27 protein-coding genes are annotated in these 26,603 nt (G+C 39.4%); 8 read left to right on the forward strand and 19 right to left on the reverse strand.

The features are described 5' to 3' along the window. Positions 1 to 253 precede the first annotated feature (253 nt). Both ACFO3P_RS15590 and ACFO3P_RS15595 read left to right on the forward strand, forming a co-directional pair. Positions 254 to 634, forward strand: a complete 381-nt coding sequence (locus ACFO3P_RS15590; protein WP_042534001.1) for a hypothetical protein — start codon at positions 254 to 256, stop codon at positions 632 to 634. Between the two features lie 16 nt (positions 635 to 650). Further along, positions 651 to 1,265, forward strand: coding sequence for a PadR family transcriptional regulator (locus ACFO3P_RS15595; RefSeq protein WP_193062128.1), 615 nt, complete (start codon positions 651 to 653; stop codon positions 1,263 to 1,265). 195 nt (positions 1,266 to 1,460) lie between these two features. Here the strand turns inward: ACFO3P_RS15595 and ACFO3P_RS15600 are convergent, their stop codons facing one another. From ACFO3P_RS15600 to ACFO3P_RS15625, 6 genes are all read right to left on the reverse strand, one after another. After that, the gene (locus tag ACFO3P_RS15600; protein ID WP_289585241.1) at positions 1,461 to 3,524 is read right to left on the reverse strand and encodes a catalase; all 2,064 of its coding nucleotides are present in this window, start codon (positions 3,522 to 3,524) and stop codon (positions 1,461 to 1,463) included. A 136-nt stretch (positions 3,525 to 3,660) separates the two neighbouring features. Continuing rightward, the gene (locus tag ACFO3P_RS15605; protein ID WP_042536250.1) at positions 3,661 to 4,065 is read right to left on the reverse strand and encodes a GNAT family N-acetyltransferase; all 405 of its coding nucleotides are present in this window, start codon (positions 4,063 to 4,065) and stop codon (positions 3,661 to 3,663) included. A 49-nt stretch (positions 4,066 to 4,114) separates the two neighbouring features. Next, positions 4,115 to 4,594, reverse strand: a complete 480-nt coding sequence (locus tag ACFO3P_RS15610) for a metal-dependent hydrolase (RefSeq protein WP_042533996.1) — start codon at positions 4,592 to 4,594, stop codon at positions 4,115 to 4,117. A 141-nt stretch (positions 4,595 to 4,735) separates the two neighbouring features. Next, positions 4,736 to 5,089, reverse strand: a complete 354-nt coding sequence (locus ACFO3P_RS15615) for an MmcQ/YjbR family DNA-binding protein (RefSeq protein ID WP_244882398.1) — start codon at positions 5,087 to 5,089, stop codon at positions 4,736 to 4,738. A 126-nt stretch (positions 5,090 to 5,215) separates the two neighbouring features. After that, the gene (locus ACFO3P_RS15620; protein WP_256706258.1) at positions 5,216 to 5,800 is read right to left on the reverse strand and encodes a nitroreductase family protein; all 585 of its coding nucleotides are present in this window, start codon (positions 5,798 to 5,800) and stop codon (positions 5,216 to 5,218) included. A 103-nt stretch (positions 5,801 to 5,903) separates the two neighbouring features. Continuing rightward, the gene (locus tag ACFO3P_RS15625; protein ID WP_289585242.1) at positions 5,904 to 7,229 is read right to left on the reverse strand and encodes an aminotransferase-like domain-containing protein; all 1,326 of its coding nucleotides are present in this window, start codon (positions 7,227 to 7,229) and stop codon (positions 5,904 to 5,906) included. A gap of 150 nt (positions 7,230 to 7,379) precedes the next feature. Here ACFO3P_RS15625 and ACFO3P_RS15630 point away from each other — a divergent pair, with 150 nt between their 5' ends. From ACFO3P_RS15630 to ACFO3P_RS15645, 4 genes are all read left to right on the forward strand, one after another. Beyond that, entirely contained in the window at positions 7,380 to 8,285 is a 906-nt protein-coding gene (locus ACFO3P_RS15630; protein ID WP_379542512.1) for a DMT family transporter, read from the forward strand. Positions 8,286 to 8,303: 18 nt separating this feature from the next. Further along, a complete protein-coding gene (locus tag ACFO3P_RS15635; RefSeq protein WP_084612970.1) occupies positions 8,304 to 8,519 on the forward strand; it encodes a zinc-binding dehydrogenase in 216 nt (71 codons plus the stop codon). Between the two features lie 22 nt (positions 8,520 to 8,541). Further along, entirely contained in the window at positions 8,542 to 8,781 is a 240-nt protein-coding gene (locus tag ACFO3P_RS15640; protein WP_052485066.1) for an MDR/zinc-dependent alcohol dehydrogenase-like family protein, read from the forward strand. 142 nt (positions 8,782 to 8,923) lie between these two features. Further along, entirely contained in the window at positions 8,924 to 10,162 is a 1,239-nt protein-coding gene (locus tag ACFO3P_RS15645; RefSeq protein ID WP_289585244.1) for an aminopeptidase, read from the forward strand. Between the two features lie 79 nt (positions 10,163 to 10,241). Here the strand turns inward: ACFO3P_RS15645 and ACFO3P_RS15650 are convergent, their stop codons facing one another. The 10 genes from ACFO3P_RS15650 to ACFO3P_RS15695 all read right to left on the reverse strand — a co-directional run bounded on the left by ACFO3P_RS15650 (position 10,242) and on the right by ACFO3P_RS15695 (position 20,036). Beyond that, entirely contained in the window at positions 10,242 to 11,363 is a 1,122-nt protein-coding gene (locus ACFO3P_RS15650) for a DUF418 domain-containing protein (protein WP_042533987.1), read from the reverse strand. A gap of 65 nt (positions 11,364 to 11,428) precedes the next feature. After that, the gene (locus tag ACFO3P_RS15655; protein WP_379542513.1) at positions 11,429 to 13,117 is read right to left on the reverse strand and encodes a gamma-glutamyltransferase; all 1,689 of its coding nucleotides are present in this window, start codon (positions 13,115 to 13,117) and stop codon (positions 11,429 to 11,431) included. 100 nt (positions 13,118 to 13,217) lie between these two features. Then, positions 13,218 to 14,243, reverse strand: coding sequence for a WD40/YVTN/BNR-like repeat-containing protein (locus tag ACFO3P_RS15660; RefSeq protein WP_289585246.1), 1,026 nt, complete (start codon positions 14,241 to 14,243; stop codon positions 13,218 to 13,220). A gap of 633 nt (positions 14,244 to 14,876) precedes the next feature. Then, positions 14,877 to 15,245, reverse strand: a complete 369-nt coding sequence (locus ACFO3P_RS15665; protein WP_042533985.1) for a hypothetical protein — start codon at positions 15,243 to 15,245, stop codon at positions 14,877 to 14,879. Positions 15,246 to 15,300: 55 nt separating this feature from the next. Continuing rightward, positions 15,301 to 15,822, reverse strand: a complete 522-nt coding sequence (locus ACFO3P_RS15670) for a hypothetical protein (RefSeq protein ID WP_042533983.1) — start codon at positions 15,820 to 15,822, stop codon at positions 15,301 to 15,303. Between the two features lie 60 nt (positions 15,823 to 15,882). Further along, positions 15,883 to 16,542: an ABC transporter permease gene (locus ACFO3P_RS15675; RefSeq protein WP_175297059.1), complete on the reverse strand. Its 660-nt coding sequence runs from the start codon at positions 16,540 to 16,542 to the stop codon at positions 15,883 to 15,885. Between the two features lie 96 nt (positions 16,543 to 16,638). Then, complete coding sequence (locus tag ACFO3P_RS15680) at positions 16,639 to 17,328, reverse strand: ABC transporter permease (RefSeq protein WP_289585248.1); 690 nt, start codon at positions 17,326 to 17,328, stop codon at positions 16,639 to 16,641. Next, positions 17,321 to 18,241 (reverse strand): ABC transporter ATP-binding protein, encoded by a 921-nt coding sequence (locus ACFO3P_RS15685; protein WP_289585249.1) that lies wholly within the window; start codon positions 18,239 to 18,241, stop codon positions 17,321 to 17,323. The genes ACFO3P_RS15680 and ACFO3P_RS15685 overlap by 8 nt, the downstream gene beginning before the upstream one ends. A gap of 128 nt (positions 18,242 to 18,369) precedes the next feature. After that, entirely contained in the window at positions 18,370 to 19,311 is a 942-nt protein-coding gene (locus ACFO3P_RS15690; protein WP_042533977.1) for a sensor histidine kinase, read from the reverse strand. A gap of 35 nt (positions 19,312 to 19,346) precedes the next feature. Next, positions 19,347 to 20,036, reverse strand: coding sequence for a response regulator transcription factor (locus ACFO3P_RS15695; RefSeq protein WP_042533975.1), 690 nt, complete (start codon positions 20,034 to 20,036; stop codon positions 19,347 to 19,349). 253 nt (positions 20,037 to 20,289) lie between these two features. Here ACFO3P_RS15695 and ACFO3P_RS15700 point away from each other — a divergent pair, with 253 nt between their 5' ends. Next, complete coding sequence (locus ACFO3P_RS15700; RefSeq protein ID WP_042533973.1) at positions 20,290 to 20,964, forward strand: GNAT family protein; 675 nt, start codon at positions 20,290 to 20,292, stop codon at positions 20,962 to 20,964. A 253-nt stretch (positions 20,965 to 21,217) separates the two neighbouring features. Here ACFO3P_RS15700 and ACFO3P_RS15705 read toward each other — a convergent pair whose 3' ends face one another. Continuing rightward, positions 21,218 to 22,441 carry a CynX/NimT family MFS transporter gene (locus ACFO3P_RS15705; RefSeq protein ID WP_084612967.1) on the reverse strand — a complete coding sequence of 408 codons (1,224 nt, stop codon included), beginning with the start codon at positions 22,439 to 22,441 and terminating at the stop codon, positions 21,218 to 21,220. Between the two features lie 316 nt (positions 22,442 to 22,757). On the opposite strand from ACFO3P_RS15705, the gene ACFO3P_RS15710 reads away from it, so the two are divergent. Then, positions 22,758 to 24,035 (forward strand): N-acetylmuramoyl-L-alanine amidase, encoded by a 1,278-nt coding sequence (locus ACFO3P_RS15710; protein ID WP_052485062.1) that lies wholly within the window; start codon positions 22,758 to 22,760, stop codon positions 24,033 to 24,035. Between the two features lie 532 nt (positions 24,036 to 24,567). On the opposite strand, the gene ACFO3P_RS15715 is transcribed toward ACFO3P_RS15710, so the two are convergent. Both ACFO3P_RS15715 and ACFO3P_RS15720 read right to left on the reverse strand, forming a co-directional pair. Beyond that, on the reverse strand, positions 24,568 to 25,338 hold the full coding sequence (locus ACFO3P_RS15715) for a TatD family hydrolase (RefSeq protein ID WP_042533971.1): 771 nt from the start codon (positions 25,336 to 25,338) through the stop codon (positions 24,568 to 24,570). Positions 25,339 to 25,359: 21 nt separating this feature from the next. Next, positions 25,360 to 26,310: a threo-3-hydroxy-L-aspartate ammonia-lyase gene (locus ACFO3P_RS15720; RefSeq protein WP_042533969.1), complete on the reverse strand. Its 951-nt coding sequence runs from the start codon at positions 26,308 to 26,310 to the stop codon at positions 25,360 to 25,362. Between the last annotated feature and the right edge of the window lie 293 nt (positions 26,311 to 26,603).

Raw genomic sequence — 26,603 nt, forward strand, 5'->3', positions numbered from 1 at the left:
TGTTTTTTCATGTTTAAAATCTGTGTCAAGCAACCTACTACAGTAGCTACAAGTACTTGAGCTTATTGATTTTATTAAGTTTTTCTAGGTGCGAAAGTTGAGTTATATTATCTATTCTCTCTTGATTTTTTACTCCAGTTAATTCATTTCATTATTATTTAAAAAATGCTGACAATGGTTATAATTAATGTTACTATTAGTAATATTACTAATAGTAACGTCAGCTTTAAAAGCTGACCAAGGAGGAACTGTGATGCTTTCTTTTTCATTCCTAGGTGCGTTTATTTTTGGGTTCATTGCACTTTTTACGCTGCTGGTAACTTTAGGGTTGCCATTAGGTGAATTTACTTTAGGAGGTAAATTCAGGATCTTACCTATAAAAATGCGAATAATAAGCGGAATCTCGCTGGTCATCCAAATGATTGCAATTATAACGATACTTGACGTTGGCGGGATAATTATAATAGATTTCCCTTTTTCTATCGAAAGAGGATTATGTATTTTCTTTGGATTTTATTTATTATTGAATACAGGGATGAACATCATATCTTCCAGCAAAAAGGAAAAGTATGTTATGACCCCTTTGTCTTTCTTGTCATCTATGTGTTTTTTTATTACAGCATTTTTTAACTAAAGGAGAATGGATTACGATGGATACTATTATTTTAGGCTTTCTGATGATTCGAGGTTCAACGATTTATGAGTTAAGGCAATCTATCAAACAAACCTTATCTAATGTCAGCAGCGACAGCACAGGCAGTATTCAAGCAGGAATCAAAAAATTATTGAAAAAGGAATGGATTACTTTTGAAGAACACATAGAGGGGAGTGTAAACAAAAAAACATATTATATTACAGAAGCTGGAGTAAAACATTTTAGAGAAAATATATCAACACCTATGTTATACAAGGAAAAAAATATGGAATTAAGTAAATTTTTCTTTCAAGGGTTCGCAGATCATTCAGAGCACGAAGCGTTTATCAACAGCTATCTGGAAGAATTAGAAAAAGAATTACATCGCTTGGAAGCTATTAACATAACGATTGATCAGAGAAATAATTTCAGCCGTGACTATATAAATAATTTAAAAGAAGCTGGCGGTGCAACAGAATTTATGACGGAAGAGGGAGTAAAATCAATTGCCTATTTCCAATATGCAACGCTGGATTTAGGTATAGAGAAAATTAAATTTGAAATCGACTGGTTTAGGAATTTCCAATCAAAATTAAAGGCAGAAAGGATGGAGAATGACAAGGGACAATAAAGCGGAACATTATTCCATTGCATGGCGATAATTATTATTCAATAAAAAGCTTCCCTTCCCCGCTTTTCTTAAGAAATGCAGAATAATTTCTTTTCAGAAAGAAACGTTTATAAACCTTACACAGAATGAAATCCCAAATAAAAAAAACATCAAATTACTCACTTTATCGTAATTTGATGTTTTTCTTATTTTACCTTACATATTATAAAGGAAACTCGGACGCTCCCAAAAACGCTGCTTCGCCATCGCATCAATAAACTTCTGTCCGAATTGCGAATCGATATCCATCACGACTCCAGGCTGTCCTTCAATACCCATTTCCTTCAATAAATGAGCACTCTCTTCTCTAGCACCTATCGGCTTGAAATGATTGTACATATTCATAATAAAGGTACGGGCTTGATGATGAAAATAGTCATTGACTCCGGTACCGCCAACAAGATATGCACCCTCATAGCTTAACGGAGATCCTGTCAGAAAGTTTTGGTCTACATCAAAAGTCATTCCCTCGCTGCTCTTTACTTCACCGAGCTTATTGCTGACAATAACGGGATGCATCCCGGCCTTCTTCCATTGCTTGAGCAAAGCATCCACTTCCTTACCCGGAAAACCTTCTGCCAGAAAAACAGCTACTTTCAGTGTATTCGCCACAAAATTGGTATTCATTAAGCTTACAGCCGGCGATGATTTCGTAGCAGTTGACTCTTCTACGTCTGGTACAGTAACACCAACATTTGACGCAACAGCCTCTGCAAGCTCTTTGCTGACCCTTGCCAAGCGGTCCACCATCTGCTGACGCACAGGTACATGAAGACATCTTCCCAGCTCAAAGCTATACGCTCCAATAATATGCTCCCGCTCTACAGGTGTCATGCTGTTCCAGAAAATCCTTGCCTGCGTATAGTGATCTTTAAAAGAATCCGCTGTTTTACGCTGCTTCAACCCTTCTACGGTGGAAGGATACGTAACAAAGCCTCCCTTGTCTGGCGGAACTTCTGATGGTGTATTATCCGCTAATATGTTTTTATGATAAGATACTTTTCCTCGGTCAATCACATGACGCGAGTTTCCATCCCGCTGATTGTTAAAAACCGGACAAACCGGCTTGTTGATAGGAAGCTGTTGATAATTTGCGCCTATTCGCACCTGCTGTGTATCTGTATACGAAAATAATCGCCCTTGCAGCAGCGGATCATTGGAGTAATCCATTCCCCGAACAATATTCCCTGGGTGAAACGCACTTTGTTCTGTTTCCGAAAAAGCATTATCGACCGTTTTGTTTAACGTTATTTTTCCTATTTTTTGAAGCGGGACTTCCTCCTCCGGCCAAAACTTTGTCGGGTCTAAAATATCGAAATCAAACATAAACTCCTGATCTTCACTGATAATCTGTACAGCAAGTTCATATTCCGGATAATTGCCCATTTTGATATTTGTCCAAAGGTCTCTTCGATGAAAATCGGCATCCTCGCCAAGTTTTTGTGCTTCGTCCCAAATCAATGGATGAACACCCAGGACAGGCTTGACATGAAATTTGATAAAATGAGCAACTCCCTCTTTGTTTACAAAAAGATACGTATGAACGCCAAAGCCTTCCATGGTACGAAAATTCTTTGGAATAGCCCGGTCAGACATAATCCACATCGCCATATGAGTCGTCTCCGGATTACTTCCCATAAAGTCCCAAAATGTATCGTGTGCCGTCTGCCCTTGAGGATATTCATTATCAGGCTCCGGTTTGACAGAGTGAATCAAATCAGGGAATTTAATCGCATCTTGGATGAAGAAAATGGGGAAATTGATGGCCACAATATCAAAGTTTCCATCATCTGTGTAGAATTTAATAGAAAAACCTCGTACATCGCGAACGGTTTCATTACAGCCCCGTGAACCGATTACTTGTGAAAAACGTACAAATAACGGTGTTTTTTTGGAAGGATCCTGTAAGAAATCTGCCATAGTCACTTCACTCATAGATTGATACAGTTCAAATTCTCCATAAGCACCTGTTCCTCGAGCGTGCACGACCCGTTCCGGTACTCTCTCTCGATCAAAATGCGCTATCTTTTCTCTGGCAAGAAAGTCTTCAATCAGAGTCGGGCCGCGGTCTCCGGCAGTCAGTGAATTTTCATCATCCACGATCTTTTTCCCTTCATTAGAAATCATCTCTTGATTACGGGTATCCCGAATAGATGGTTCTAATTGCTGTTCCTTATGGTAATAGAATTTATTTTTAGCAAAAAAATGAAAAGTATTCATTGAAGGTTTCTTTCTGTGTATGACTGGAACAACTTTAATACACCATGCACCATAATTAGTCGGGAAGACGTCCGAGCTTCCACAATGAAAGAAGCCGTCTGTGCTGCACAGACGGCTTCTTTCATTTATTGGAGGACTACAGAAATTTCTCCATGATAACGTAGGCCTCCCCATTTTTCATAAAACTTCTATCTGTTTCCTGGAGACCAAACTTCCGATAAAAATGGCTCTTATTCTTTCTGGCATTACACCAAATTCTTTTCACATCATGTTTTTTCGCTTCCTCAAATACGGACTCTAACAATCTGCTTCCATACCCTTTTCCCTGTTCTGATATCAGCGTCGCAAATTTTCTAAATTGAGCTTCCTCTTTGTCTATAAACAGCGTAACAATGGAAATCAGTATATTATCTTTAAAAAGTCCCAAATGAATACCCGAAGCATCATCCTTTAACTTTATGTAGTTGAAATCCTCATTCGGCCACATGACTTCATGCCTAAGCTCCCATGCTTGTTCTTTCTGTATTTTTGAAATTTGAATTTCCATGATAACCTCCTTGCCTGCTGTGAAGCTGGTCAAAAACACATGCTTAGAAAAATGCCAGTATACTGTTGGCGTAAAATAGCGTAACTACTGTCAACGCCAGTAAAACAACCCCTTCCGCTTTTCCGCCAGTTGTTGCAGCGAATGGAAAACGAATCGTAATCTTTGCAGGGTACAGCAGCTTGATTCCCTGCTTTGTCGCAGCATCTAGTATAAAATGCGTAACCATACCAGCTAAAATCCCCATGGTGATCGACGGATTACTGATGAACTTAGATAAAATAAACGCCACCAGCGCTAAGAATAATAAACTATGTGTAAAGGTTCGATGACCAAAGAGGGTATTAACTACTTTCGAAACCGCTGGAAACCTCCGTCCGATTTTGCTGCCGCTATGGCAAATATCCGGAAGCAAGCCCCCTGCTGCGCCTGCTGCAATGAACCATTCGGGCTGATATGCATCTGTGATGGCGACGATGGCTGTCGTCGCTGTGATTCCAGCCATAATATGTGTTTTTCCTGTCATGCTCTTTTTTCTCCTTCATTTGTAAATTGCGTTATCTTATCATAACACTATCCTAAGAAAAAGAACATACGTTTCTTTCAATTAATTTCCTTTTATTCAAAAATGCAGCAAACATTATTGTCTGCTGCAGTCATGATTTGTCTACATGGTTAAATGATAACTGGCATCTAAAAGTTCAAATATTTCCTCTTCTGAAATAGAACCGTCCAGCAGAATGCTGATCCAATGTTCTTTGTTCATATGGTAAGCTGGCAGTATTCCATTTTCTTTTCTTAAAATCGATGCCAATTCCGGGTCGCATTTGACATTTAAAACGGCTGCAGTCCCTTCTCCTTCTATATTTAATTTCTCTTTGTTCACATCCATCAGCAACCCAAACCATTTGCTGTTTTCCTTATGCCGAAGCACAGCGTAATTAGAAAATTTAGCCCAAGGATAATCTGGCTCTGTATCGTATTTTCTTTTTGCATAATGTATAACTGCATCTCTGCTCACTAAAATCACCTTCATCTGATAAATTAAACGGGTAAATTGCTTTTCTTCATTTTATCAGCAGATACAGGTTTGTTAAATAGGATGCTGCACACAGAAGCTTAAAAATACCATGATATCCTGCTACCTCTAATATATACGAACAATTTTTCCCAAAGTCAGACGGTGGTGACTATGCCCCTCGTCAGCTCCATATCCTGCTGCAACCACAGAAAGAATATTCCCCTCTATCTCCAATAATGCTTTTACCTTTTCCAGATCAAAACCCAGCATCGGAACGCTGGATATACCGTAAGCGGTGAGCGCTAACAGCAAATACCCAAGCGCAATATACCCTTGCGATTGCAGCACCTCAGGAGCCATATCCAGCGTTTCTAAAAGAGCTTCCTTGTCACTTTTCTTCTTTTCCAAATTCATTTCCGGATGAAGGACATCATCTGCTTTCTCCCGCACATCCATCAGATTACTGTATAGCACGATGACACAGGAGGCAGTATCTAATTGCTTTTGATAAGCGGAATATTGGTAGAGCTTTTGAATCATGGTTTTGTCTTTCACAATAACAAATCGCCAAGGCTGTGCATTGAATCCGCTCGGAGCCAAACGGACATGATCGATAATATTAGCTACCAGATTCGTATCTACCTCCTGCTCTGTAAAGCTTCGGACGCTTTTTCGCTCTTGCATCCATTTTAAAATATATTCTGATTCCATTGAAAATCACTCCTATCTTATTTGTTACGTTTCATTATGATAGAAGTGACCTCCCTTTGTTTAAAAATATGTAAAGCCTGTATCGATACAGACGCCTCTTGCTTTAGAGATATTTGCTGCTTTCTATTGCTTCATGGATTAATTGAACACCTTCATGGATTCTTCCTTCTTGAATACTCGTTGTATTCAACTTTAAGAATTTATGTTTCTGCTTATAATCAGCTATATAATTTGTTTTATAGTCATCGACTAAAACATGACGTTTCGCTAATGCTTCATGAAGTTTCTGTATATTTATCTGTTTTGGCAGCTTGATTACGGTATGCATTTGATGATTGTCATTAAATGCATACCCGGATAAAAAGGTATTTAATGCATGCCGCAGTATCTCTGCTTTCTGCTGATGTTTGGAGACGATTTTGTCTTTATGGTGTGCATATAGACCGCTCTCCATAAATGTCTGCATAATAACCTGGCTCAAAGAATTGGTATGGATATCAATAATTTCTTTAAAACTCCGAAAGGGCTCGATTAATTTCTTTGGCACGACAGTAATACCTAACCGCTGCCCTGGAAACATGATTTTAGAAAAACTTTTTAAGTAAATAACACGTTGATCATTATCCATTTCGTAGAGTGTTTTATAACTGTTGTCCCCTTCAAAATCTCCCAGGTAATCATCTTCAATCATATAAAAATCATATTTCTCTGCTAATTCCAACAGCAGCTTTTTTTCCTGTTCATTCATGGTTGTACCAAGCGGATTATGCAGGCGCGGCATTAAATAAACATAGCTTGGACGCTTGATTTTAATCGTTTTCTCTAATTCCTGCAAATCTATTTTATCCAGCCCTCGGCAGCATGTGACATAATCTAACTGAAGGCGTTCTATAAGATTGATGACCTGATGATAGGTGGGCTGTTCAATTAGAATGGATTCCTTTCTGGTCAGCATGATTAAAGCAAGAATATGCAAAGCCTGCTGTGTACCGCTTGTAATCATAATCTGCTCTTTTTTTGTGAATATCTGGTCCTCCATCAACAGCTTCTGAAATAAGGTTTTCAACTCCTCATTGCCGGTCGTTGCACCATACGTAAATAATTCTGTTTTTTCATTTTGGATAGCAGCTTCCAAGCATTGCGAATAGCTGTCCAATGGAAAGTCCGTCCAGGAAGTGGAAGCAGTTGAAAAATCATATACCCCGTTAAAAGCAGCAGCTTTTTCTTTTCTGGAAATAATATAATAACCGACATTAGGCTTGGCATATATTCTATTGTTCTCAACTAGATATTTAAGCGCCTGCGTTACCGTCACTTGACTTACTCCAAAGGCTTCCATTAATTTACGTACCGTCGGCAGTCTATCTATATATATTCCTTCCTCTATACGTTTTAAGATTTTATCAGCTACGAATTGATATTTCTTCATAAGCAGCCCCTTTTCCCTCTACAAACAGATTACCATGAATCTATTTCAATTGTATTTTCCTTTATCTTGTTTGTATCGATACACCTAAAAAAAGAATTGCTTCCGTTTAGACATTCTTTCTATACTCTGGAATAGAAGGAGGAGGAAGTCATGAAAAAAAATAATGCATTACTGGCAGCAGTCACTTTTTCCATTATTATTGGATTGTCCTTTATGTTTGTGAAAATTTCTTTGACGTATGAAGGGCAATTACTTATATTGGCGCAGCGATTTATATTTGCTTTTTTGGGATTGCTTTTATTTCTTGTCATAAAACCAATCCATTTACGGTTGAATCGGAAGGAAATCATGATTGTGATTATTATTTCCTTGTTCTACCCGATTATATTTTTCAGCAGTCAAATACTTGGTCTTGATCAAACAACGGTTTATGAGGCAGGAATCATTCAGGCGATTGCTCCGGCCACAACTGTTCTCTTAGCAAGTGTATTTTTGAAGGAACAGGTCCGAATAGTACAAGGATTAGGAATCGTTTTTAGCATTGCCGGAGTCGTTTTCCTGCAGCTGATGAACAGCTCGGGAGGCTATGATTTTCATCTGCTTGGCAACCTGCTGATTATCGTATCTATTCTTGCAACAGCGATTTGGCAGGTAATGTCCAGAAGTGCAACAAAATCTATCGCACCAATTCAAATTACGATATATATCATGTTCATTGGTTTTCTGTTCTTTAATGTCATCTACTTCATAAACGGCGGTTCTGCCGGCGAGTATATCGATTCCCTGACAGAAATTCCATATTTATTATCAATTTTATTTTTGGGTGTCCTGTCTACATTTGGAACGTCTTTATTGTCTATTTATGCTGTGTCCAAATTGCCGGTTATTCAAGTAAGTGTGTTTAATAATGTGGCTACGTTAATTACCATCCTGTCTGGAGTACTGATTTTAAACGAGCCTTTTCATTATTACCATATTATCGGCGCAGCGGTGATTATTTTTGGCGTTATTTTGGTTAATGCAAAAAAGAAATCAAGACATTCTAAGGTAAGTTAATCAATAAAATCAGTTTTTATGAATAAATGCTATTTTTCTTTATATCATCTAGTTTGTATCGGAGCAAAGGTGAGCGTCACTTCAAGAGATGAAGAGAAGCTGCGTAAAGCTGGAGATCTCGGAGCGGATTATCTTTTAAAAACAGACAGGGATTGGACAGCTAAAATGAAAGATGAAAAATTCGATATCATATTAGATAGTATTGGGCCGGCACTCTTCCCGAAAATACATTGATGTCTTAAAGCCAGATGGAAATTTGGTTAATTTTGGAGCGAGCTCCGGAGACAGTATTGACCTTTCTTTACCCTCCCTCTTTTACCCGCAATTTAATATCTTAGGAACTTCTATGGAAAGTAAGGAAGAATTCGAACAGTATAACGCATCACAACATAAAACCGGTGCTGATAGCGTTTATCCGCTTATTGAAATCGAACATGCATTGGAGAGAATGAAATCCGGGAATCAATTTGGCAATATAGGCTTGGAAATGGAATAAAAAAGCCGAGTTTTTCATTTTTACGTTATCGTTATGAAGAAAAATCGTTTGAGGTGAATCAATGCCTAGCTCCTCTTTTGTGATTCATAAATGATTGTGCTACGATAAAATCGTATATCAACTTCACAAGGAGGCTCTATGTATGGCTTTGGAAAATTTTGATGAATACCTGCAAAAATATGCTGAATTAATCGTTTCTACCGGTGTCAACGTTCAAGAAGGACATTCTCTCGTTCTAACGATTGATGTTGAACAGGCTCCATTAGCACGTAAAATCACAAAAGCTGCTTATGAAAAAGGCGCAAAACGTGTTATTGTCAAATGGGGAGACGATAAAATCTCAAGACTTGGGTTTGAGCATCAATCAACCGAAACCCTAACAGATATTCCAGATTATCGCATTGAAGAAATGAACTATATTATTGAACAAGGTGCCAGCCGTATCAATGTTGTTTCCAATGATCCGGATGCCTTAAAAGGATTAGATGGTGAAAAAATCGCTGCAACGCAAAAAGCGTCTGGTGAAGCATTTCAGCCATTATCGCAAGCAACACAGTCGAATAAAATCTCATGGGTCGTGGCAGCTGCAGCCGGTCCGGAATGGGCAGCGAAAGTCTTTCCGGATTTAGATTCAGCGGAAGAACAAACGGATGCATTATGGGATGCTATTTTCAAAGCGATTCACTTATATGATGACGATGCGATCCGCACATGGGAGGATAAAGATAAGACCCTGGAAACGAAAGCGGAATCATTGAATAAGGAACAATTTACAGCATTGCATTACACTGCGCCGGGTACAGATTTAACGGTCGGCCTGCCGAAAAACCACCGCTGGGAAGGTGCTGGAAGCTTTAACTCCCGCGGAGAACGCTTTATAGCCAATATGCCGACAGAAGAAGTATTTACAGCCCCAGATGCCAACCGGGTCGATGGCGTTGTCGTATCAACCAAGCCATTAAGTTATGCCGGTTCTGTCATCGAAGGGATGGAATTTCATTTTGAAAATGGGAAAGTAACCAAAGTGACTGCTGAAAAAGGCGAAGAGGTTATTCAAAAATTAGTCCAGCAAGACGAAGGTGCTTCCCGCTTAGGAGAAGTTGCTTTAGTTCCGGACGCGTCCCCTATTTCTCAATCCGGATTGACTTTTTTCAATACGTTATTTGATGAGAATGCTTCAAATCACTTAGCGCTGGGTTCTGCATACGCGTTCAACTTAGAAGGCGGAATGGAGATGTCAGAAGAAGAATTAAAAGAAGCTGGTCTGAATCGTTCAGCAACACATGTTGACTTCATGATTGGTTCGGATCAAATGGATATTGATGGCATTAAAGAAGACGGCAGCCGTGTTCCGGTCTTCCGAAAAGGTGCTTGGGCTTAATTTGCTCATTAGTAATAGTCAGTAAAAAAATCCAACTAGCTTGCAGTTGGATTTTTTTACATTAGTATATAAAATGTATCTATTCTGCTTTTCTTTTGATAGAAACCATTTTCCCATAAGTCCCTATCCTCCAAAGCCATTCAAACGGTCCATAGGAGAACTCTTTCAACCAGAGATGACTGAAAATCATTTGTGCCGCGAATAAAATGACTCCAACCCCAAGAGCGAACGCATAGCTTGGTTCCTCCCAAATCCCTAAATTGATAAAAACCGTTCGTCCGCTCGATTGAAACAAACTTACAAAAACCAGAGATTGCATGATGTAATTCGTAAACGCCATCTTACCGACCGATGTGAACGGGACAAGCAACTTCGACATGCTCCCCTTGCTAGTTCCTAAAAGGACAATGAATAAAATCATGCCGATTGTCACCAAAAAGGGGTAGAAGCTTTCCAATGGATGTAATGCAATTCTATCATAAAGGCTTGCTTTCCCTGCTAACCCAATCACAAGAAAAAGTACTGACAATAAGCTCATGGTTTTTCTTCGCTTTTCGATTATTGTAAGCAGCCCCTTCCGATACGCATACATACCAAACAGGAAAAAGCTGATGTGTGCGACCATGGAAGAAAATTCAATAATAAGATATTCTGTTCCTGTCGGCGGCTCTTTTGAGTCAGGCAACAGACCTTTCAAACCGGCTTCCAGAGACAAATGATAGGATGAGAAATAACTGATTACATCCGCTCCAATGGTATAGCCGATCCAGAAAAGGAAAGCAGTAATAACCAATCCGGCTGCTGACCAATTCATAAACAGCAGAAGGAAAAATCCCGCCATCCCATACATGAGCAGAATATCTCCCGACCAAATTGCAAAACCGTGCACAGCACCAACGAGGGCAAGCAAAAATAATCGTCTGAATAATACTGGATAAGGGTTGATTTGCTTCGTTTTTAGGCGATTATAAAGTAACATAAGGCTCAGGCCAAACATGAATGCAAACAGCGGCCGGGTACTGTCTGTTAATATAATCTCCTCTAAGCTTCTTAGTACTTCATTAACCGGAGACAAATTTTCCGTATCGACGGAAGACAGCCCCGGGACGTTGGCTAAAAAGATTCCAAGTAAAGCAACGCCCCGCATTTGGTCTAATATAGCAATTCGTTGATGTTGATTTTTTTGCTTCATTGATGTCATAGAATCCTCTTTAACTCCTTACATTAAAATGCCCAAGTACATTTTTTAGAATACTAGATTCTTGCCTAATCCCGTGGTTCTACACGCCAATCAGCATCTCGCCGGGGATCAGCCGCACCAGAGATGTCATCATTCTCCCGATCGATCATCAAAGCCTGAACAGACCCGAAATACAGCGGAGTCGGAGCTTCACGAATCTCGTTATACCCAATATTAAGCAATCCTTCCCTTACATCTGCTTCCGGAGCGGATTCCATCACAAGCGCATTATCCGTCAGGTGGAAACGATCCGCTTCAACAACAGCTTCCAGGTCCGAGTCTTCTTGAACCCAGTCAGCAATCACCTGCGTAAGCATAATTGGAATACGTTCGCCTCCCGGACTGCCAATCCCTAAAACAGGTCCCTCCTCATCTGCCACAATCATTGGAGAGGACCAGGTAACGGAACGCCGTCCAGGCTCAGGTTCATTTTGCTCCGTTTGACCAATATCAAATCGAGACATTTGATTATTCAAAAAGAAACCTTCTGTGTAGACACCGGAGCCAAAGAAATTGGTCAGTGTATTCGTCATGGAAACAACAGTGCCGTTGTCATCAATCACTGTAATATGTGTCGTATTAGGGTCCGAGTCGTCATAACTCCGCTCTTCGTCCTCAGGAAGCAAGCTGTCACCGGAGATTTCTTCTGCTAAAGCAGCATTCTGTTCACGGTCAACGAAAGAATCAACCGGAACATCCACAAACGAAAGGTCACCGAAATCCGTATAAATAAATGCTTGAGCGATTCGCCACGACATCGCAATGTCATGCACAAATGGCGTGCTATTCCGTTCTTCTTCTAATGTTCCCCGCTCTTCAAGGATTTGCAGCATTTGAATGACGCTGGCACCAGGAAGCGGCGGCGGAGCACCAGTCACCTCGTATCCAGCAAACTCTCCGGTCACGGGGGCATGCCGTCCGACACGAAAGTCAGCAAGTGAGTCTCCGTCCAGACCTTGAATCGCTGCTAACGCTTCTCCAGTATCCCCTTCATAAAAGGAAGCTCCTTCACTATCACGGATATCACGCAATGCTTCGGCCAATGCCGGCTGTTCTAAAGTGGCTCCTGCCTCAATCGCTGTCCCATCCGGATAGAAATGCTCCAGCTGCTCAACCGGCAGACGGTCCTGAGCAGATTGAAGCTGCTGTGCTAACGTTGCAGATACCTCCGAACTTTCTGCCAAATCAATCGCCGGGTCAATTACTGTCTCCCAGTCAGCAGTCCCATAGTCATCATGTAATTCCTTTGTCCCGGCTACAAATCCAGGTACACCAATATCTGATGAAGGAATGCCGCCTTCAGGGACAACTTCACGATAATCATATGCCTCAGGGTCTTGACCCTGCTCTTGAACGAGTGTTACTCCGCCGCCGCCAATTCCTGATGCAAAGGGCTCTACAACAGAAATGGCATACGCCGCTGCAACGGCCGCATCCACGGCATTACCTCCATTTTCCAAAACAGTCATTCCAGCTTCTACAGCATCTGGATGCCCTGCGCTGACACCATAAGCCTCTGGCACATCTGTTTCAGGTTCTGGCTCTTCTTCATTTTCTGGCGGAATCAGTCTCTCGCTTTCATCTTCTGATGGATTCGGCTCAGGCTGCTGGTCCGTCTCTTCCTCTGAGACACATCCGCTAAGCAACAGCAATACCGTTGCGGTAAAAGTAAAAATTAAACTGCTCTGGCGCTGGTTACGCCTTTTCACCTGCATGAATGCAACTCCTTCCATGATGTCATTGCGCTTTTTTTTGTTAAATATCATTTATCTAACATTCCCGTATTCGTATAAAGACCATGGACACGATGGTCTTTTAATCCTCGGAAACGACCATCGCGAATCCATGAATTCTTTCTCCCGTTAAATCATCCGGCCAATCCAGCGGTGCTTTTTCCCAGCTTTGTCCTGCATCAAAAGAAAGATAGAAGCCGAGATTATTCACAGCGTAAAAAATACCTGACTGGAATGGATGAGAAGTTAACGCAAAAACAGAGGAGCATTCTGCATCCGGCAAGCCTTTGTATACAGGCGACCAAGAACCGCCATCTTCACGCCGTACTAAAATCGTTCTTGCACGGGATGGATCGTATGCTTCATAAGGACTCCTGGACGCAGCAGCCACCATTGTATCTGCATCCCCTGAATCTACGGCAATATCAACCAAATAGTTATAAGGCTCCAAACCCTCATTGAACGTCTGCCAGGAGTTTCCGCTATCAAAGCTTTTAGCATACCCGCCGCCCGCAGCTTCGTATATCCGTCCTGGAGCTTGCGGGTGTGTTGTTAAAGCATGACAATCATGTTGGGAATTCGGTTTTCGATCTTCCCAACTGCCCCCTTTATCTTCACTTTTCATCACGCCGCCAAGTTCAATGCCGACAAATATGCGGTTTTTCTCATGAATATCCGGTTCAATCCAACGTACGTGATGCGTGTACGGCCGAGGCGGGAAACTCCAGGAAGATTTTGAAGGTAAATCCAGTAAAGCCGGGCAATCAACCCAGGTTTCTCCTCCGTCTTCTGAACGAAAAAGCCCGCTCGGTTCGGTGCCTGCCCAAACGACATGACATCCATTTTTAACCTCTGTTGAACTGACCGCAACACTCATCACCCTGTTATGTGATATTCCTGATCCAGCGGGTACCCATGTCTTGCCGCTGTCATTACTTATCCATAACCCTTCGTTAAAGGTCCCTCCATACAGCCGTCCTTTCCGGCTGGGATCTGCAGCAAGGCATATAAATGAAACCGGGGCCGGTCTTTCCTCCATTATCCATTCCTGTGCCTCTTTCTTCATTTCATAAAGAGAACGTCCAGCTGAAAAATATAAAACTTCCATGCGGTTCACCACCTTGATTTATTTGAAATCTTTTAAGACAATCCAGATACCTATTTAATAGAAATATTCGGGAAACGATTCAATCTATCGGGTATATTTGTAAAAAAACTCCCTTTTCTACAATAAGAAAAGCTAAGAGGATATCGAGACTTAATAAAAAATCTTTTATAGTTTGCTTTATTCACCATAAATCAAACTTGTAAACGTCCGAACCTGACTTTTTATCACGGAGAAACGCCCGTAAAACTTCCGCCTTCAAATAGAGCGTGGAAAATGAATTTATTTTAGCGGGGGATAACGGCGCTGACTCCCACTGCATAATATTTCGTCTTATGATTCCATTTTTTCAAAGTGAAATACGCTGTGCTGTACAATCGGCATTCACTTGGTTACATATCAACATACTTTTCGAGTCATGCAAGTTATCGCTAGAGTATCATAAGTCATTCTACAGTCAAAAAGATTTTGTTAAAAATTTTTAAACGATCATTTTTTAATAAAAGTAAGATGGGTCTTATCCCATACAGAAAAGGCCTTACCATGGATAAGACCCTTTCCCGAGACAATGTCGTATGTTATTTCTTGAACTGCGGATGCTGGGTTATACAGAAAGTCTCCTACCTCTACGCTAAATCAATATTCTTTAAAAAAGCTTTCTGGCAATGTGCTAAAAATGCTCCAAAGACTGATAACTGCACCAATTAATGACACAATACTGATACCCACAGCCTGGAAGCTGAATACACCGGTCGGTACAAGGATGATAAACCCCAAGAAAAAAATAGATTGATAAATCGCTGAGATAACCCTCCAAAATTTATGGTTGAAAAAAGATAATAACACAGGAGGAATGAACAAAATAATCATTATGATAATACTTGCTTGGATAACTTGCGGATCATTTAACGACAGTGTATTGACATCCCGTTGAAAATAAGCAGTGACAAACAACGTTACGATGGATACAATCAGCATGAAAACTAATAAAACGAATCTTTTCAAACAGCATCCTCCTATTCGGTAAAAAATGTATGAAATTTGAGCCTCCCTCTTCTGGTTAAACTGCGCCTTGTAATTTGCCCTGATAGATAGAAATTAATCCAGGCAGCTGCTGAATATCCTGCGGTGTGATAAGCTCCGGCGGCTTGTCAAAAGAAACCATACCAGCTTCCATCAGCAGATAAGCCACAAATTGCGAGCAGAAGTAAGCATTTGACCGTGGAATGGGCTTATTAAACATGACTCCAAACAGTCCTATTACGTTATAGTGGTAATTGTCTTTTCTTTGCTTAAAAAATGCTAACGTTTCTTGTAATTTCTTGTTTTGTTTTGAACTGATTGCATAAGCATAGATGGAGCAGTCCGCTTTCTGAAACAGTTCCTCTTCTGTATTTTCCTTCACAAATCCTCCCCAAAATGGATTGCGTAAATGCTTCCTGCCAAAGCTGTATATTTCATTTAATTCCAAATCCAAGGCTAACGAAACATGATTGTATTCTGCTTTGGTATACAGACTAATAGCTTTCGTCAATAAAGTACCAGTGTTTGTAAATAACAAATAAATGTAGTCTTGTTTCATCGCTAGTAACTCCTGTATATTTTGATTTTTCGGTCTTTTCAAAATAGAGACCTTATGTCATTAAGATATATCTTTGTGCTCAATGTTTTTTATTGATAAGTAAGAAGCAACGATACCAATAAGACTAAGTGTCACCGGAATACCAATAAAGGATCCTATCGATAAGTCTTCATTACTGACACCAAAGAAAATGGCAATAATAACAGAGGTAATAATGGTCGTCCTAACTGATTTTTTAAGCATTCCAAAGAACAAAGGAACTAAGCTGACACCACTGGCAGAAAGGTCATATAAAATCGTATTTCTAAAATGTTCGATGAGCATGGGAATCGTTATGTCACTGTCAATAAATCCTAAGTTGCTGTTTAACATAGATAAAACAAATGCAGCAAAAATTCTGGACAGAAGCATAGAGAAAAAGGTAAAGCCTATGATAATCAATAGCTTCGAGATAATGATCTTTTTTCTGCTGATTGGGTATGTGAACATCAAGGTAATGGTTTTATCATTGTATTCTTCGATAACTAATTTTGAAATTAACACTCCTGAAAAAACGATGAATACCATTCGTGTTATACTGTCAATCAGAAATAAAAAATCTGTACTGCTGGCAGCAAATTGTTCCCTGTCTATATATAGCATGAAGAATAAAAATCCGGTAACGGCAAAGCATGCCGCTAAGGAGTTATTTATATATCGGCTAAAATTTATTTTTCTCATTTCCAAACTCATTAACTTAAAGATTTTTCTCACCACTCTTCCTATTGACATTGAAAATTACATTGTTGGCAGTAATATTCCGGAATACCCTCATCGCTACGTTACATCCTTGCGCTCCATATTTCTTATCGCTAAATACGAAGCAGCCGCACCAATAATGATAAATACCAATGATCTGACAATGAAGGAACCTATCGAAAGGTCTGATAGATTTTCATTACTTATGCCAAAGAAAATGGCAATAATAATCGATGTGATAATGGTTGTTCTAACAGATTTTTTGAGCATCCCAAAAAATAAAGGAACTAAGCTGATACCGCTGAAAGAAAGGTCATAGATCACGGTGTTTTTAAAATATTCCATTATCAAATGAATCGTTATGCCTCCATCGATAAAATCCAATTGGCTGTTTAACATGTATAAAACTGCTGCTACAAAGATTCTTGATACATGTATAAGGAAAAATGTAGCACAAATGATAATCAATAATTTAGAGATAAAAATCTTTTTTCTGCTGATGGGATACGTAAACATCAAAGAGATGGTTTTATCATTGTATTCTTCAATAAACAGCCTCGAAATTAATATACCTGCAAACACAATAAAAACCATTCTCGTGCTGTCAACAACAAAGAAAAAATCTTCACTGGTGGCACCAATCGTGTTTCTATCCGTATACATTGCAAAGAATAACAATCCGGCAAGAATAAAAATTGCTGCTAAAGCACCAAAGACATACTGTCTGAGATTTATTTTTCTTAATTCTAAACGAATTAATTTAAACATTTTTTCCGCCTCCAATTAAGGACAAGAAATAGTCCTCTAATGAAGCCGACTTCGTATTGATTGATGTAATGGAAACATCCTTTTCCATTAACTTCTTATAGATTTGATTTTGTGATGTCCCTGATTCATATATCCTTATTTTGTTCGTATCAAGTACTTTGAAATTTTTTATATTCAGCTCTAAATCAATAATATATACTGCTTTCCCGGCATCATCGGTTTCTAATTCTATATACTCTGCATTATTTTCTCTAATCGAATCCATGGAAACTTCTTCTACTAGATATCCATTATTCATTACGCCTATTGTGTCAGCAATTTGCTCTATTTCCGCTAAAATATGACTTGAAATCAGAATGGTTATGCCATACTCTTTATTCAGGCTTGCCAGTAAGTCTCTCATCTCAATAATGCCAACTGGATCCAGTCCATTAACCGGCTCATCTAATATCAACAGCTCTGGCTTCGTGATTACCGCTCTGGCAATTCCCAGCCGTTGTTTCATACCTAAAGAGAAATTTTTAACCGGCTTGTTATCGATGTTTTTTAGATTCACAAGATTCAAAGCGGTCTCTATCTCTTTTTTATTGTGATAACCCATGTATTCACAATGCAAATCCAAGTTATCCATTGCAGTTAGCTTCTCATAAAAAATGGGATATTCGATAATTGCACTCATCCTTTTAAATAACTCATAAGAAGTATCCGTCAATGTTTCGTTAAACACTTCAACGGCACCCTGGCTTGGTTTAAACAGATTTAAAATCATTTTCATGACTGTACTTTTACCTGCGCCGTTCGGGCCTAAAAGCCCATAGATTTCTCCCTTCTTGATATTCATATTGACATTGGAAACAACATGACCTCCATGAAAAGATTTTCCTAAATCATGTGTTCTTAAAATGTATTCCATAATAATAAATCCCTCCCTTTCTCTGCAAAATTGCTATATTAATAATCATAAACATTAAAATTATCTTTTTTCTTAACAATGTCTTACGAATTTCTTAAGTTTGCAAAGAACGGGACGGAAGCGGATTTTTAGTTTTCCTGCGAAGACAGTTTCTTTAATTTCACAGTAAATACTGTTTTATCATAAGCTTTGCTGGATAATGATATCTCACCTTCCAGACTTTCGACTAATCTTTTCGTAATGGTAAGCCCCAGCCCGCTTCCTTGATACAGCTTATTTCGCGAGTCCTCAAGCGTATACAATCTTTCAAATACGCTTTCTTTATTCATTTCATCAATACCTTTCCCCTTGTCCCAAACCTCGATGTAAGCAAATGCGTTATCATGTTTTAAGTTTAACCCCACTACTTGACCATCCTTTCCATACTTGATGGCATTCGATATCAGGTTTCTAAGGATTCTGTCCAGAGCTTCTTCATTTCCAGCTACATAGATATGCTCATCTGGAATGTTAATGGAAACATCTAATCCTTGCTGAGTTAACATTTCATAAAACTCTAAAATGCTCTTTCTGCAAATTTCATTAATATGTATCTTTTCGAGTGTTATCTCCTTATCTCCAGACTCCAGCTTTGCCAAATCAAAAAACGTATTGATCAATGTCAGCAGCTCTGCCGCCTTTTCATGTGCTTTACGAACCTCTTTGCCCGCTTCTTTTTCGATAACTTTATTCGATTGAATGATTTCTAAATATCCAACAATAACAGTCAGCGGTGTTTTTAAATCATGAGAAATATTTGAAATCATTTTCCGAATCGATTCTTCCTTTTTTGTATAATCCGCCAATATTTTCTGATTATGGTTTAAAAGATGATTGATGCTGATCAATAAAGGAATAAGCTCTTTATCATCGGTAAAAACAAGCAGATTCTCACTGGTTTTATCAGCGATAATCTTATCCAATTTTTCATGCATATATTTTATTTGCTTGTCTCTTGCTATCTTTGCTTTATATTGAAAAATGATAATCCCGGTTAAAATCAGGGTAATCCCTATAAAGAAATAAGCCATGCCTTTTCCCCCCTTTTCAAAAGATATTCACACATCTATTCCCCTAGTTTGTAGCCAATTCCCCAAATGGTCATAATATAATGAGGCTCAGCCGGGTTGTCCTCAATCTTTTCTCTTAGTCTTCTAATATGAACATTGATGACATTTTCGTCTCCAAAGTAGTCGTTTCCCCAGACCGTGGTATATATTTGAGCCTTTGTAAAAACATTATTGGGATGCTTGAGAAACAGCTTTAAAATATCGAATTCCTTGGAAGTCAGTTTGATTTCCTTACCATGTTTTTGAACAGAGAAATTATTGATATCAATTGTTAAATCTTTATGGTTTATCACCTGCTCTTCTTTTTTTGTCTCCGAATAACTGGTGGCACGCCGCAATGCCGATTTTACTCTGGCGGAAAGCTCTATCATGGAAAAAGGCTTCGCTATGTAATCATCTGCACCAAGCTCCAGGCCTAGCACCTTTTCCACGTCCGTATCCTTCGCTGATACAATTAGTATCGGGACGGAGCTGTCCCTTCGAATTTGTTTCATTACCTCTATGCCATCTAATTTCGGCATCATAATATCAAGAATGATTAAATCAAATGTATCGTTTTGAAATTTTTGCATTCCTTCTTCGCCTTCCAAAGCAGTAACTACCTTATAGCCTTCTTTTTCTAAATAATTTTGTATCATTTCGCTTACTGAGATATCATCTTCTACGATGAGAATGTTATTGTTCAAGTGAGACAGCCTCCTATGAAATTTTAGTTTAATAGATTTCTATTATCTTTATTGCCGACTATACCCTTTTGCCTGCCTCTTTATATATTACAGAGATTTTTACAGGTATTTCATAAAGTTTAACACATTCCTTTGCACTTTATAGATGTACTTTGCCTAAGGATGCCTTTTATGGTAAAAAGAACATATAATATTCTGTTAAAAAATCATATTGTTAGCTAAGCAAATGGTTAGGAAAGGGAGGAACACTTTATTGGTATCTGATATAGCATTGATGAAACATCATGTAAACGTGTTATTTAAAAAGGATGATAATAATCGAATGACCTTTGTGAATGAGCCGCCAAACGAGGCTGCACCTCGTATTTTCATTGGCGGGACGCAGCTTGGTAATGTAGTAAGATACTCCAATGCCCTTGAGGAGAACGTAATAAAGAAGCTGGAACGAAGCATTCATGCAGATTTTGCTATAGACTTGGCAGAAATAATCACCATTTTAAACACAGACCGGCAAATCAGCAATTTTTGGACTGGACCTGCTTTCGTGTTTCCTGATGTCAGCAGCATAACAACAAAAGCAATACGAATTACCGACTTCAACAAAGACTGCCTGAAGCAAAATTTCCCATATATCTACGAAGTGCTTAAATATAAACAGCCTTGCTTTGCTATTATTGAAGATGAAGCAGCTGTATCCGTTTGCTGCAGCGCGAGACAAACTAATGAAGCGGCTGAAGCAAGCTTAGCTACATTTGAAACGTATCGTGGAAGAGCATACGCGATAGACGCTTCCATTGCTTGGGCAGCTGAAATTCAAAGTCAAGGATTACTTGCATTGTATAGTACCTCCTGGGATAACTTTGCATCCCAATCTGTAGCAAGAAAATTACATTTAATACAATATGGAACGGACATTCATATGAAATAAGACAATATCCCCGAACACAAGTCATTCTTAAATTAATGGACACAATTACTGAAAATCTGATGTATTCTTTTTCATGCTCGAGAAATAAACCGGGATGAAGATTAACGCAAAATCAAAAATAGGCCCCCTTGGACTTGGTCAGTGGATCCTGTAAACACTCTGGAGCTCTCGTTTAACTCTCTACACAACAAAAAATCCTGCTCGTAGCAGGATTTTTATCAAACATTCTTATTAATTATCAAAGGGCAGATCGTTACACAAACTTATTCCTGCCAGCACCTAATCCTGCAACCATCATTAACAAGCAAACAACGATGATAGCAATAATCGGCGCAGACCAGGCCTGCGTAATATCAAATAGAAGCCCGATAAATAACGGTCCAATGGCAGCAAAAATATAACCGACGGATTGCGCCATCCCAGACAGCGCTCCAGCCTGACGTCCATTACGTGCGCGCATGCCAAGCATAGCAAGTGACAGGCTGATGGCCCCTCCAAAAGTAACTCCAATCAGTGTTACCCAGATGAAAATCAGCGGAAGCGGTCCCCCGATTAGCAGTCCGATAAATCCAACTGCTGCACCGCCGCTGATTCCCAGTACGATCCCCTGCTGGTTAGAGAATTTCTCTGCCAGCACCGGTGCCAGAAAAGTAGACGGCAATCCGACAAACTGCACATAAGCTATCAGCCAGCCGGCAGCAGATACGGAAAATCCAAAGCTTTGCATGATTTCTGGCAGCCACGATACCATTACATAAAATATAAAAGATTGCAGACCCATAAATAACGTAACCTGCCAAGCCAATGGGGATTTCCACAGGTTGCTGTCATTAAAAGGCTTATTGCTTAACTCCACTTGTTCTTCTTTAGGCGCAGGGTTCCGGCTGATAACAAAAATCCAAACAATGATTCCGACAAGAGCCAGCACAGCCCACGATAATAAAGCCAATTCCCATCCTAAGCCTGCTCCTTTTGCAAGCGGAACTGAAAGTCCAGAAGCCGTGGCCGCGAATATTGCCATCGATGTGGAATAGACACTCGTCATTTGACCGACTTTATGCGGGAATTTTTCCTTGATGACTGCCGGCAGCAGCACATTCATTACTGCGATGCCAACCCCGATAATAGCTGTTCCGATAAATAATGTCGGTGTATATGGAATGGACCGGGTGCCTATTCCGGCGAACAGCAGGATCAGGCCAAGCAAGACCGCTCCTTCATTCCCCAGCTTCCGGCCAAGCTTTGGCGCAAGCGGCGATACTATGGCAAATGCGATAAGCGGTAAACTGGTAATCGTCCCCGCACTCCAGTTTTCCAGTCCAATCTGATCACGAATGGTCCCTAACAACGGTCCAACGGAAGTAATTGCCGGCCTCAGGTTAAAACCAATCACCATGATAGCAATCAAATATAGCATTCTCTTATTAGAGGATGCTTCCTCAGTCAGACTATTTGTTCTTGCTCTATTTTTCTCCATCTAATACCTTCTTTTCTACTTTCCACCCCCTTTACAGGAAAGGAGGAGGAATAATTTTGCACAATATATATATGTTATGGCAATGTACATCCTATTGTCAAGACACCCATTTTTAATAGACTGCAATCAACGCATCTGCTCTGCGATGCCCCAATGTGTTAACACTGATAAAACGCAGCTTCATCCAGGAAACAGTTTTCATATTAACCTGTACCCGCAAACTTCCAATCTAATAATTTTGAATAAAAGGTATATCTATGAAATTTATTGGAGAGCCTGTCAATATAACAAACTATTAATTGGAGGTATTTCCAATATGAAGTACAACCTAATGATAGGCATTGCTTTTCTTATTTGCCTATTCATTTTTATACCAACAGTACATGCAGATAATGGGACATTGTACAAAGTTGATACGGAAACAACAGAGTTAATGGATGCGCCTGCTCAGGATACAGTCCTTCTAAGTGAATTAAAAAAAGACTATAAGGTTACTATTTTTGAAGAATCCAATGGCTGGGGCAAAACATTTTATAACGGCGAACAAGCTTGGGTCGCGTTACATCACCTATCAGCAGTGGATGAGATACAGACAGAGCCAGAAAACGAACAATCCGATACAGAAGATAATCAAGCTGAAACAGCAGCTGCTGCAGCAGAAACAAATACAGAAACTGCCGAACCAGCAGAAAACGGACAACTGTACCGAATTCAAGCACCAGCAGTAAATGTACGCAATGCGCCTGATAAGAATGCAGCTGTCGTTACGCAGATGAATCATGGTGAGAAGGTTACTATTTTTGAAGAATTGTACGGCTGGGGCAAAACATATTATCATGATGAAGAAGTATGGATCACTTTATATTTACTTGATAAAGATGACGAATCAAATGGAAATAGTGACACATCAGAAGAAAATGAAAAAACAGAATCATTAGAAACAGTAGAAGAAACCGAAAATGAAGCGTCAGAAGCAACATCTGAGCCAAAAGACGGTGAAAGCGAAAAGGAAAATGGCGAAACAAAAGAAGTTCAAGCGGAACAAAGCACTGAAAATCCGCTTGCCGGCCGTCAATTTGTGATTGATCCAGGTCACGGCGGGAAAGATCCCGGTGCAGTGGGATCCGAAGCACATGAAAAAACATTAGCTTTAACCACAGCAAAAAAATTAGGAGAACAATTACGCCATCAAGGAGCTTCTGTTACGTTTACCAGAGAAGATGATACGTATCTCTCATTGGGAGAACGGGTCAACATAAGTAATTCTGCCAATCCAGATGCATTTATCAGCCTGCATTATAATGCGTCGGAAGACCAGGCTGCGCATGGAGTGGAAACCTTTTACAAGAATGAAAGCGAAAGCCAGATGCTTGCTGAGTATGTACAAACGTCATTGATGAGTCATGTTCATCTCGACAATCGTGGAGCTAAACAAGCAGATTTCCAAGTACTAAGAGAGAATCAGCAAACTGCGATTTTAATTGAGCTTGGTTTTATCAGCAATTCAGAGGAACAGCAGACAATTCAAACGGATAATTATCAAAATCATGCAGCAGAAGGTATTATTGCCGGATTAGAAGACTATTTCAGCTAAAATCAACGGATGAAAAGGTAAAAGTGTATCTAGGTGACACTTTTACCTTCGATTACGTTTTTTGGACTTCCTTTTAAATTACAATCTGTAATGAGCTGCTCAGGGGGAATATTACGAATCTTTCATTTTACGTTTAGAACTTTTTAGTTTTACAATCGCTATCATAATAGCTGCAACCCCGATTAATGGAAGCACAAGGAATAATGGTTCACCCGTACCAGAGTACATAATAGATCCCCAAATGATAGGCACAATACCGTAAACAATAAGATAAATAATTCCCATTATAAATTCAAATATATGCTTTTTTTAGATATGGTTTTCACCCTTTTAATTTGAATCCAATCAGGAATGCTAACTTATCAAGTCAGGATTTTTTTAGGATGTTATTTTTAATCCCTTATAAAAAAGCATCCTCTTTCACTATCTTATTCCCTTATTTTGAAATTAATTAACGTACTTCCCTTTAGAGTCCGGGCTATCATTCCATTTCTTTTCACAAAACCTGAATGGATATTAATCCCTTTACAGTTTATTTATTAAACCGTTCTAAATGATAAAACTGATACGTATTATTCGTCAGCTGTTGTCGAACTTTATCAAAAGGCAGCTGTTTTACCTCAGCTATTTTCTTTATCACATCGATAATCATATTTGGATGTGTCATCTGATTTTGAAAAAGCTCTTTAAACGGCCATGGCCCATCTGTTTCTGCCATAATAAGTTCTAACGGATATTGTTTGATTAAAGACTGAATCTCCTCTTCATACCAGCAATCAGGCGTGATAGAAATCATATATCGATTATCTATCATACGGTTAATCGTAGCTTTATCCCCTTTAAACCAATGAAAATGGGCTTGTTCCAGTTGATATTTTTCAAGCATATCACAGACAACAGAGGCATCTTCATAAACAGCATGTAATACGATTGGCAGATTATACTTTTTTGCAGCCTGTACAAACCGCTCTAATATGGCATGATAAGGTGCAATATCCAGCGAGTCATCATTACGTTTGGTATAATACGGAAGCCCTACTTCTCCAATAGCCACGATTTTTTCGAATTTTTGTTCAATCTCCTGAAAGATACGATTGATTTCTTGATCAGGCGGCAATGCTTGTTCCGGATGCCAGCCGAAAGCAGGATAAACAAACGGATATTTCTGTGCTAACCACCATACCTTTTGACAGCTCTCAAAATCACTTGAAACGGCTATCATCCCATCTGCTTGAAGCGTTTGAATTAACTGTTCCTGCTCGTCAGGCTGGTACCAATCTAAATGAATATGTGCATCAATCATTATGCAAACTCCCTCATCAAATCAATCTGTTATATCCTTAAACAAATCCCCGGCTTTTCTTACATCCACATTTCCGCCGCTTAATACGACACCTGCTCTTTTGTTTTTAACAGAAAGCTTTTGATATGCTGCTAAAGCGACTGCTCCAGATGGCTCCACAACAAGTTTTAATCGCGTCCATAGGAAGTACATAGCAGCTTTTATCTCTTCTTCAGAAACCGTGATAAAATCATCTACATGCTTTTGAATGAAAGAAAAAGTAATTTTTCCTAACGAAGGTGTATTTAAACCGTCAGCTATCGAGTTTGGAGCTTCAATCGTCTGCAATTCTCCTGCCTTAAATGATTTCGTCGCATCATTGGATACCACAGGCTCCACTCCAATCACCTTGCATTGAGGCGACAGCTGTTTTGCAGCAATGGCACATCCGCTTATCAACCCGCCGCCTCCACAAGGAACGAGCAGATAGTCAAGCTCCCCGACTTCTTCAATCAATTCTTTTGCAACGGTGCCTTGTCCGGCTACAATTGGCTCCGCATTGAAAGGAGGAATTAATGTATAACCAAATTCATCTATTAAATCCTGCGCTTTTTCCTCTCGGGATTCCGTCTTGCGGTTATATCTTATAATCGTTGCACCATAGTCTTTCACAGCTGCTGCTTTGACTTGCGGCGCATCATCCGGCATGACTACTGTCGCAGGGATACCAAGTATTTTGCAGGTTAAAGCCGTAGCCATTGCATGATTTCCGGAAGAATAAGCGATTACTCCTTTATTTTGGGACGCTTTCGGCAGAGAGCTTATCGCATTATAAGCACCCCGAAATTTAAATGCTCCCATCCGCTGGAAATTTTCACACTTGAGAAACATTTGGTTTCCGGTTAATTCATTCAATAATGTTGACGTATGGACTGGGGTTTTATGTGCAATTCCTTCTAGGCGATTTGCTGCTTCTACTATTTTTTCATACATTTTGAATTCCTCCCTCACTTTTATATCAAGACAGGTTGCTATTTTAATAATTTTTAGTAATGCCTATATCCTCCTTTCGACAAATCGGACTAAATTTCCTGCTAAAATCTTTCTCAATTGATATAAAGAACAATCAAGTCACAGTTGTATATTTAAATCGAGTTTTTAAATGATATACTTAACTTTTTATATTAGTCTTCATTTTAAATGAAATTTGCATCGCTTGTGCCATTTGAATATAATTATATAAACTAAGCTTTTTTACATATTGAAAATATCTAATCATTTCTTAT

Origin of the sequence: Oceanobacillus aidingensis, from assembly GCF_042654105.1 — a bacterium.
GTDB lineage: Bacteria > Bacillota > Bacilli > Bacillales > Amphibacillaceae > Oceanobacillus > Oceanobacillus oncorhynchi.

Bases quoted from the DNA above. Each gene is read 5' to 3' on its own strand.
- ACFO3P_RS15590 (WP_042534001.1), top strand. From the start codon at position 254: ATGCTTTCTTTTTCATTCCTAGGTGCGTTTATTTTTGGGTTCATTGCA.
- ACFO3P_RS15595 (WP_193062128.1), top strand. From the start codon at position 651: ATGGATACTATTATTTTAGGCTTTCTGATGATTCGAGGTTCAACGATT.
- ACFO3P_RS15600 (WP_289585241.1), bottom strand. From the start codon at position 3,524: ATGAATACTTTTCATTTTTTTGCTAAAAATAAATTCTATTACCATAAG.
- ACFO3P_RS15610 (WP_042533996.1), bottom strand. From the start codon at position 4,594: ATGACAGGAAAAACACATATTATGGCTGGAATCACAGCGACGACAGCC.
- ACFO3P_RS15620 (WP_256706258.1), bottom strand. From the start codon at position 5,800: ATGGAATCAGAATATATTTTAAAATGGATGCAAGAGCGAAAAAGCGTC.
- ACFO3P_RS15625 (WP_289585242.1), bottom strand. From the start codon at position 7,229: ATGAAGAAATATCAATTCGTAGCTGATAAAATCTTAAAACGTATAGAG.
- ACFO3P_RS15630 (WP_379542512.1), top strand. From the start codon at position 7,380: ATGAAAAAAAATAATGCATTACTGGCAGCAGTCACTTTTTCCATTATT.
- ACFO3P_RS15635 (WP_084612970.1), top strand. From the start codon at position 8,304: ATGAATAAATGCTATTTTTCTTTATATCATCTAGTTTGTATCGGAGCA.
- ACFO3P_RS15645 (WP_289585244.1), top strand. From the start codon at position 8,924: ATGGCTTTGGAAAATTTTGATGAATACCTGCAAAAATATGCTGAATTA.
- ACFO3P_RS15650 (WP_042533987.1), bottom strand. From the start codon at position 11,363: ATGACATCAATGAAGCAAAAAAATCAACATCAACGAATTGCTATATTA.
- ACFO3P_RS15655 (WP_379542513.1), bottom strand. From the start codon at position 13,117: ATGCAGGTGAAAAGGCGTAACCAGCGCCAGAGCAGTTTAATTTTTACT.
- ACFO3P_RS15660 (WP_289585246.1), bottom strand. From the start codon at position 14,243: ATGGAAGTTTTATATTTTTCAGCTGGACGTTCTCTTTATGAAATGAAG.
- ACFO3P_RS15670 (WP_042533983.1), bottom strand. From the start codon at position 15,822: ATGAAACAAGACTACATTTATTTGTTATTTACAAACACTGGTACTTTA.
- ACFO3P_RS15675 (WP_175297059.1), bottom strand. From the start codon at position 16,542: ATGAGAAAAATAAATTTTAGCCGATATATAAATAACTCCTTAGCGGCA.
- ACFO3P_RS15680 (WP_289585248.1), bottom strand. From the start codon at position 17,328: ATGTTTAAATTAATTCGTTTAGAATTAAGAAAAATAAATCTCAGACAG.
- ACFO3P_RS15685 (WP_289585249.1), bottom strand. From the start codon at position 18,241: ATGGAATACATTTTAAGAACACATGATTTAGGAAAATCTTTTCATGGA.
- ACFO3P_RS15690 (WP_042533977.1), bottom strand. From the start codon at position 19,311: ATGGCTTATTTCTTTATAGGGATTACCCTGATTTTAACCGGGATTATC.
- ACFO3P_RS15705 (WP_084612967.1), bottom strand. From the start codon at position 22,441: ATGGAGAAAAATAGAGCAAGAACAAATAGTCTGACTGAGGAAGCATCC.
- ACFO3P_RS15710 (WP_052485062.1), top strand. From the start codon at position 22,758: ATGAAGTACAACCTAATGATAGGCATTGCTTTTCTTATTTGCCTATTC.
- ACFO3P_RS15715 (WP_042533971.1), bottom strand. From the start codon at position 25,338: ATGATTGATGCACATATTCATTTAGATTGGTACCAGCCTGACGAGCAG.
- ACFO3P_RS15720 (WP_042533969.1), bottom strand. From the start codon at position 26,310: ATGTATGAAAAAATAGTAGAAGCAGCAAATCGCCTAGAAGGAATTGCA.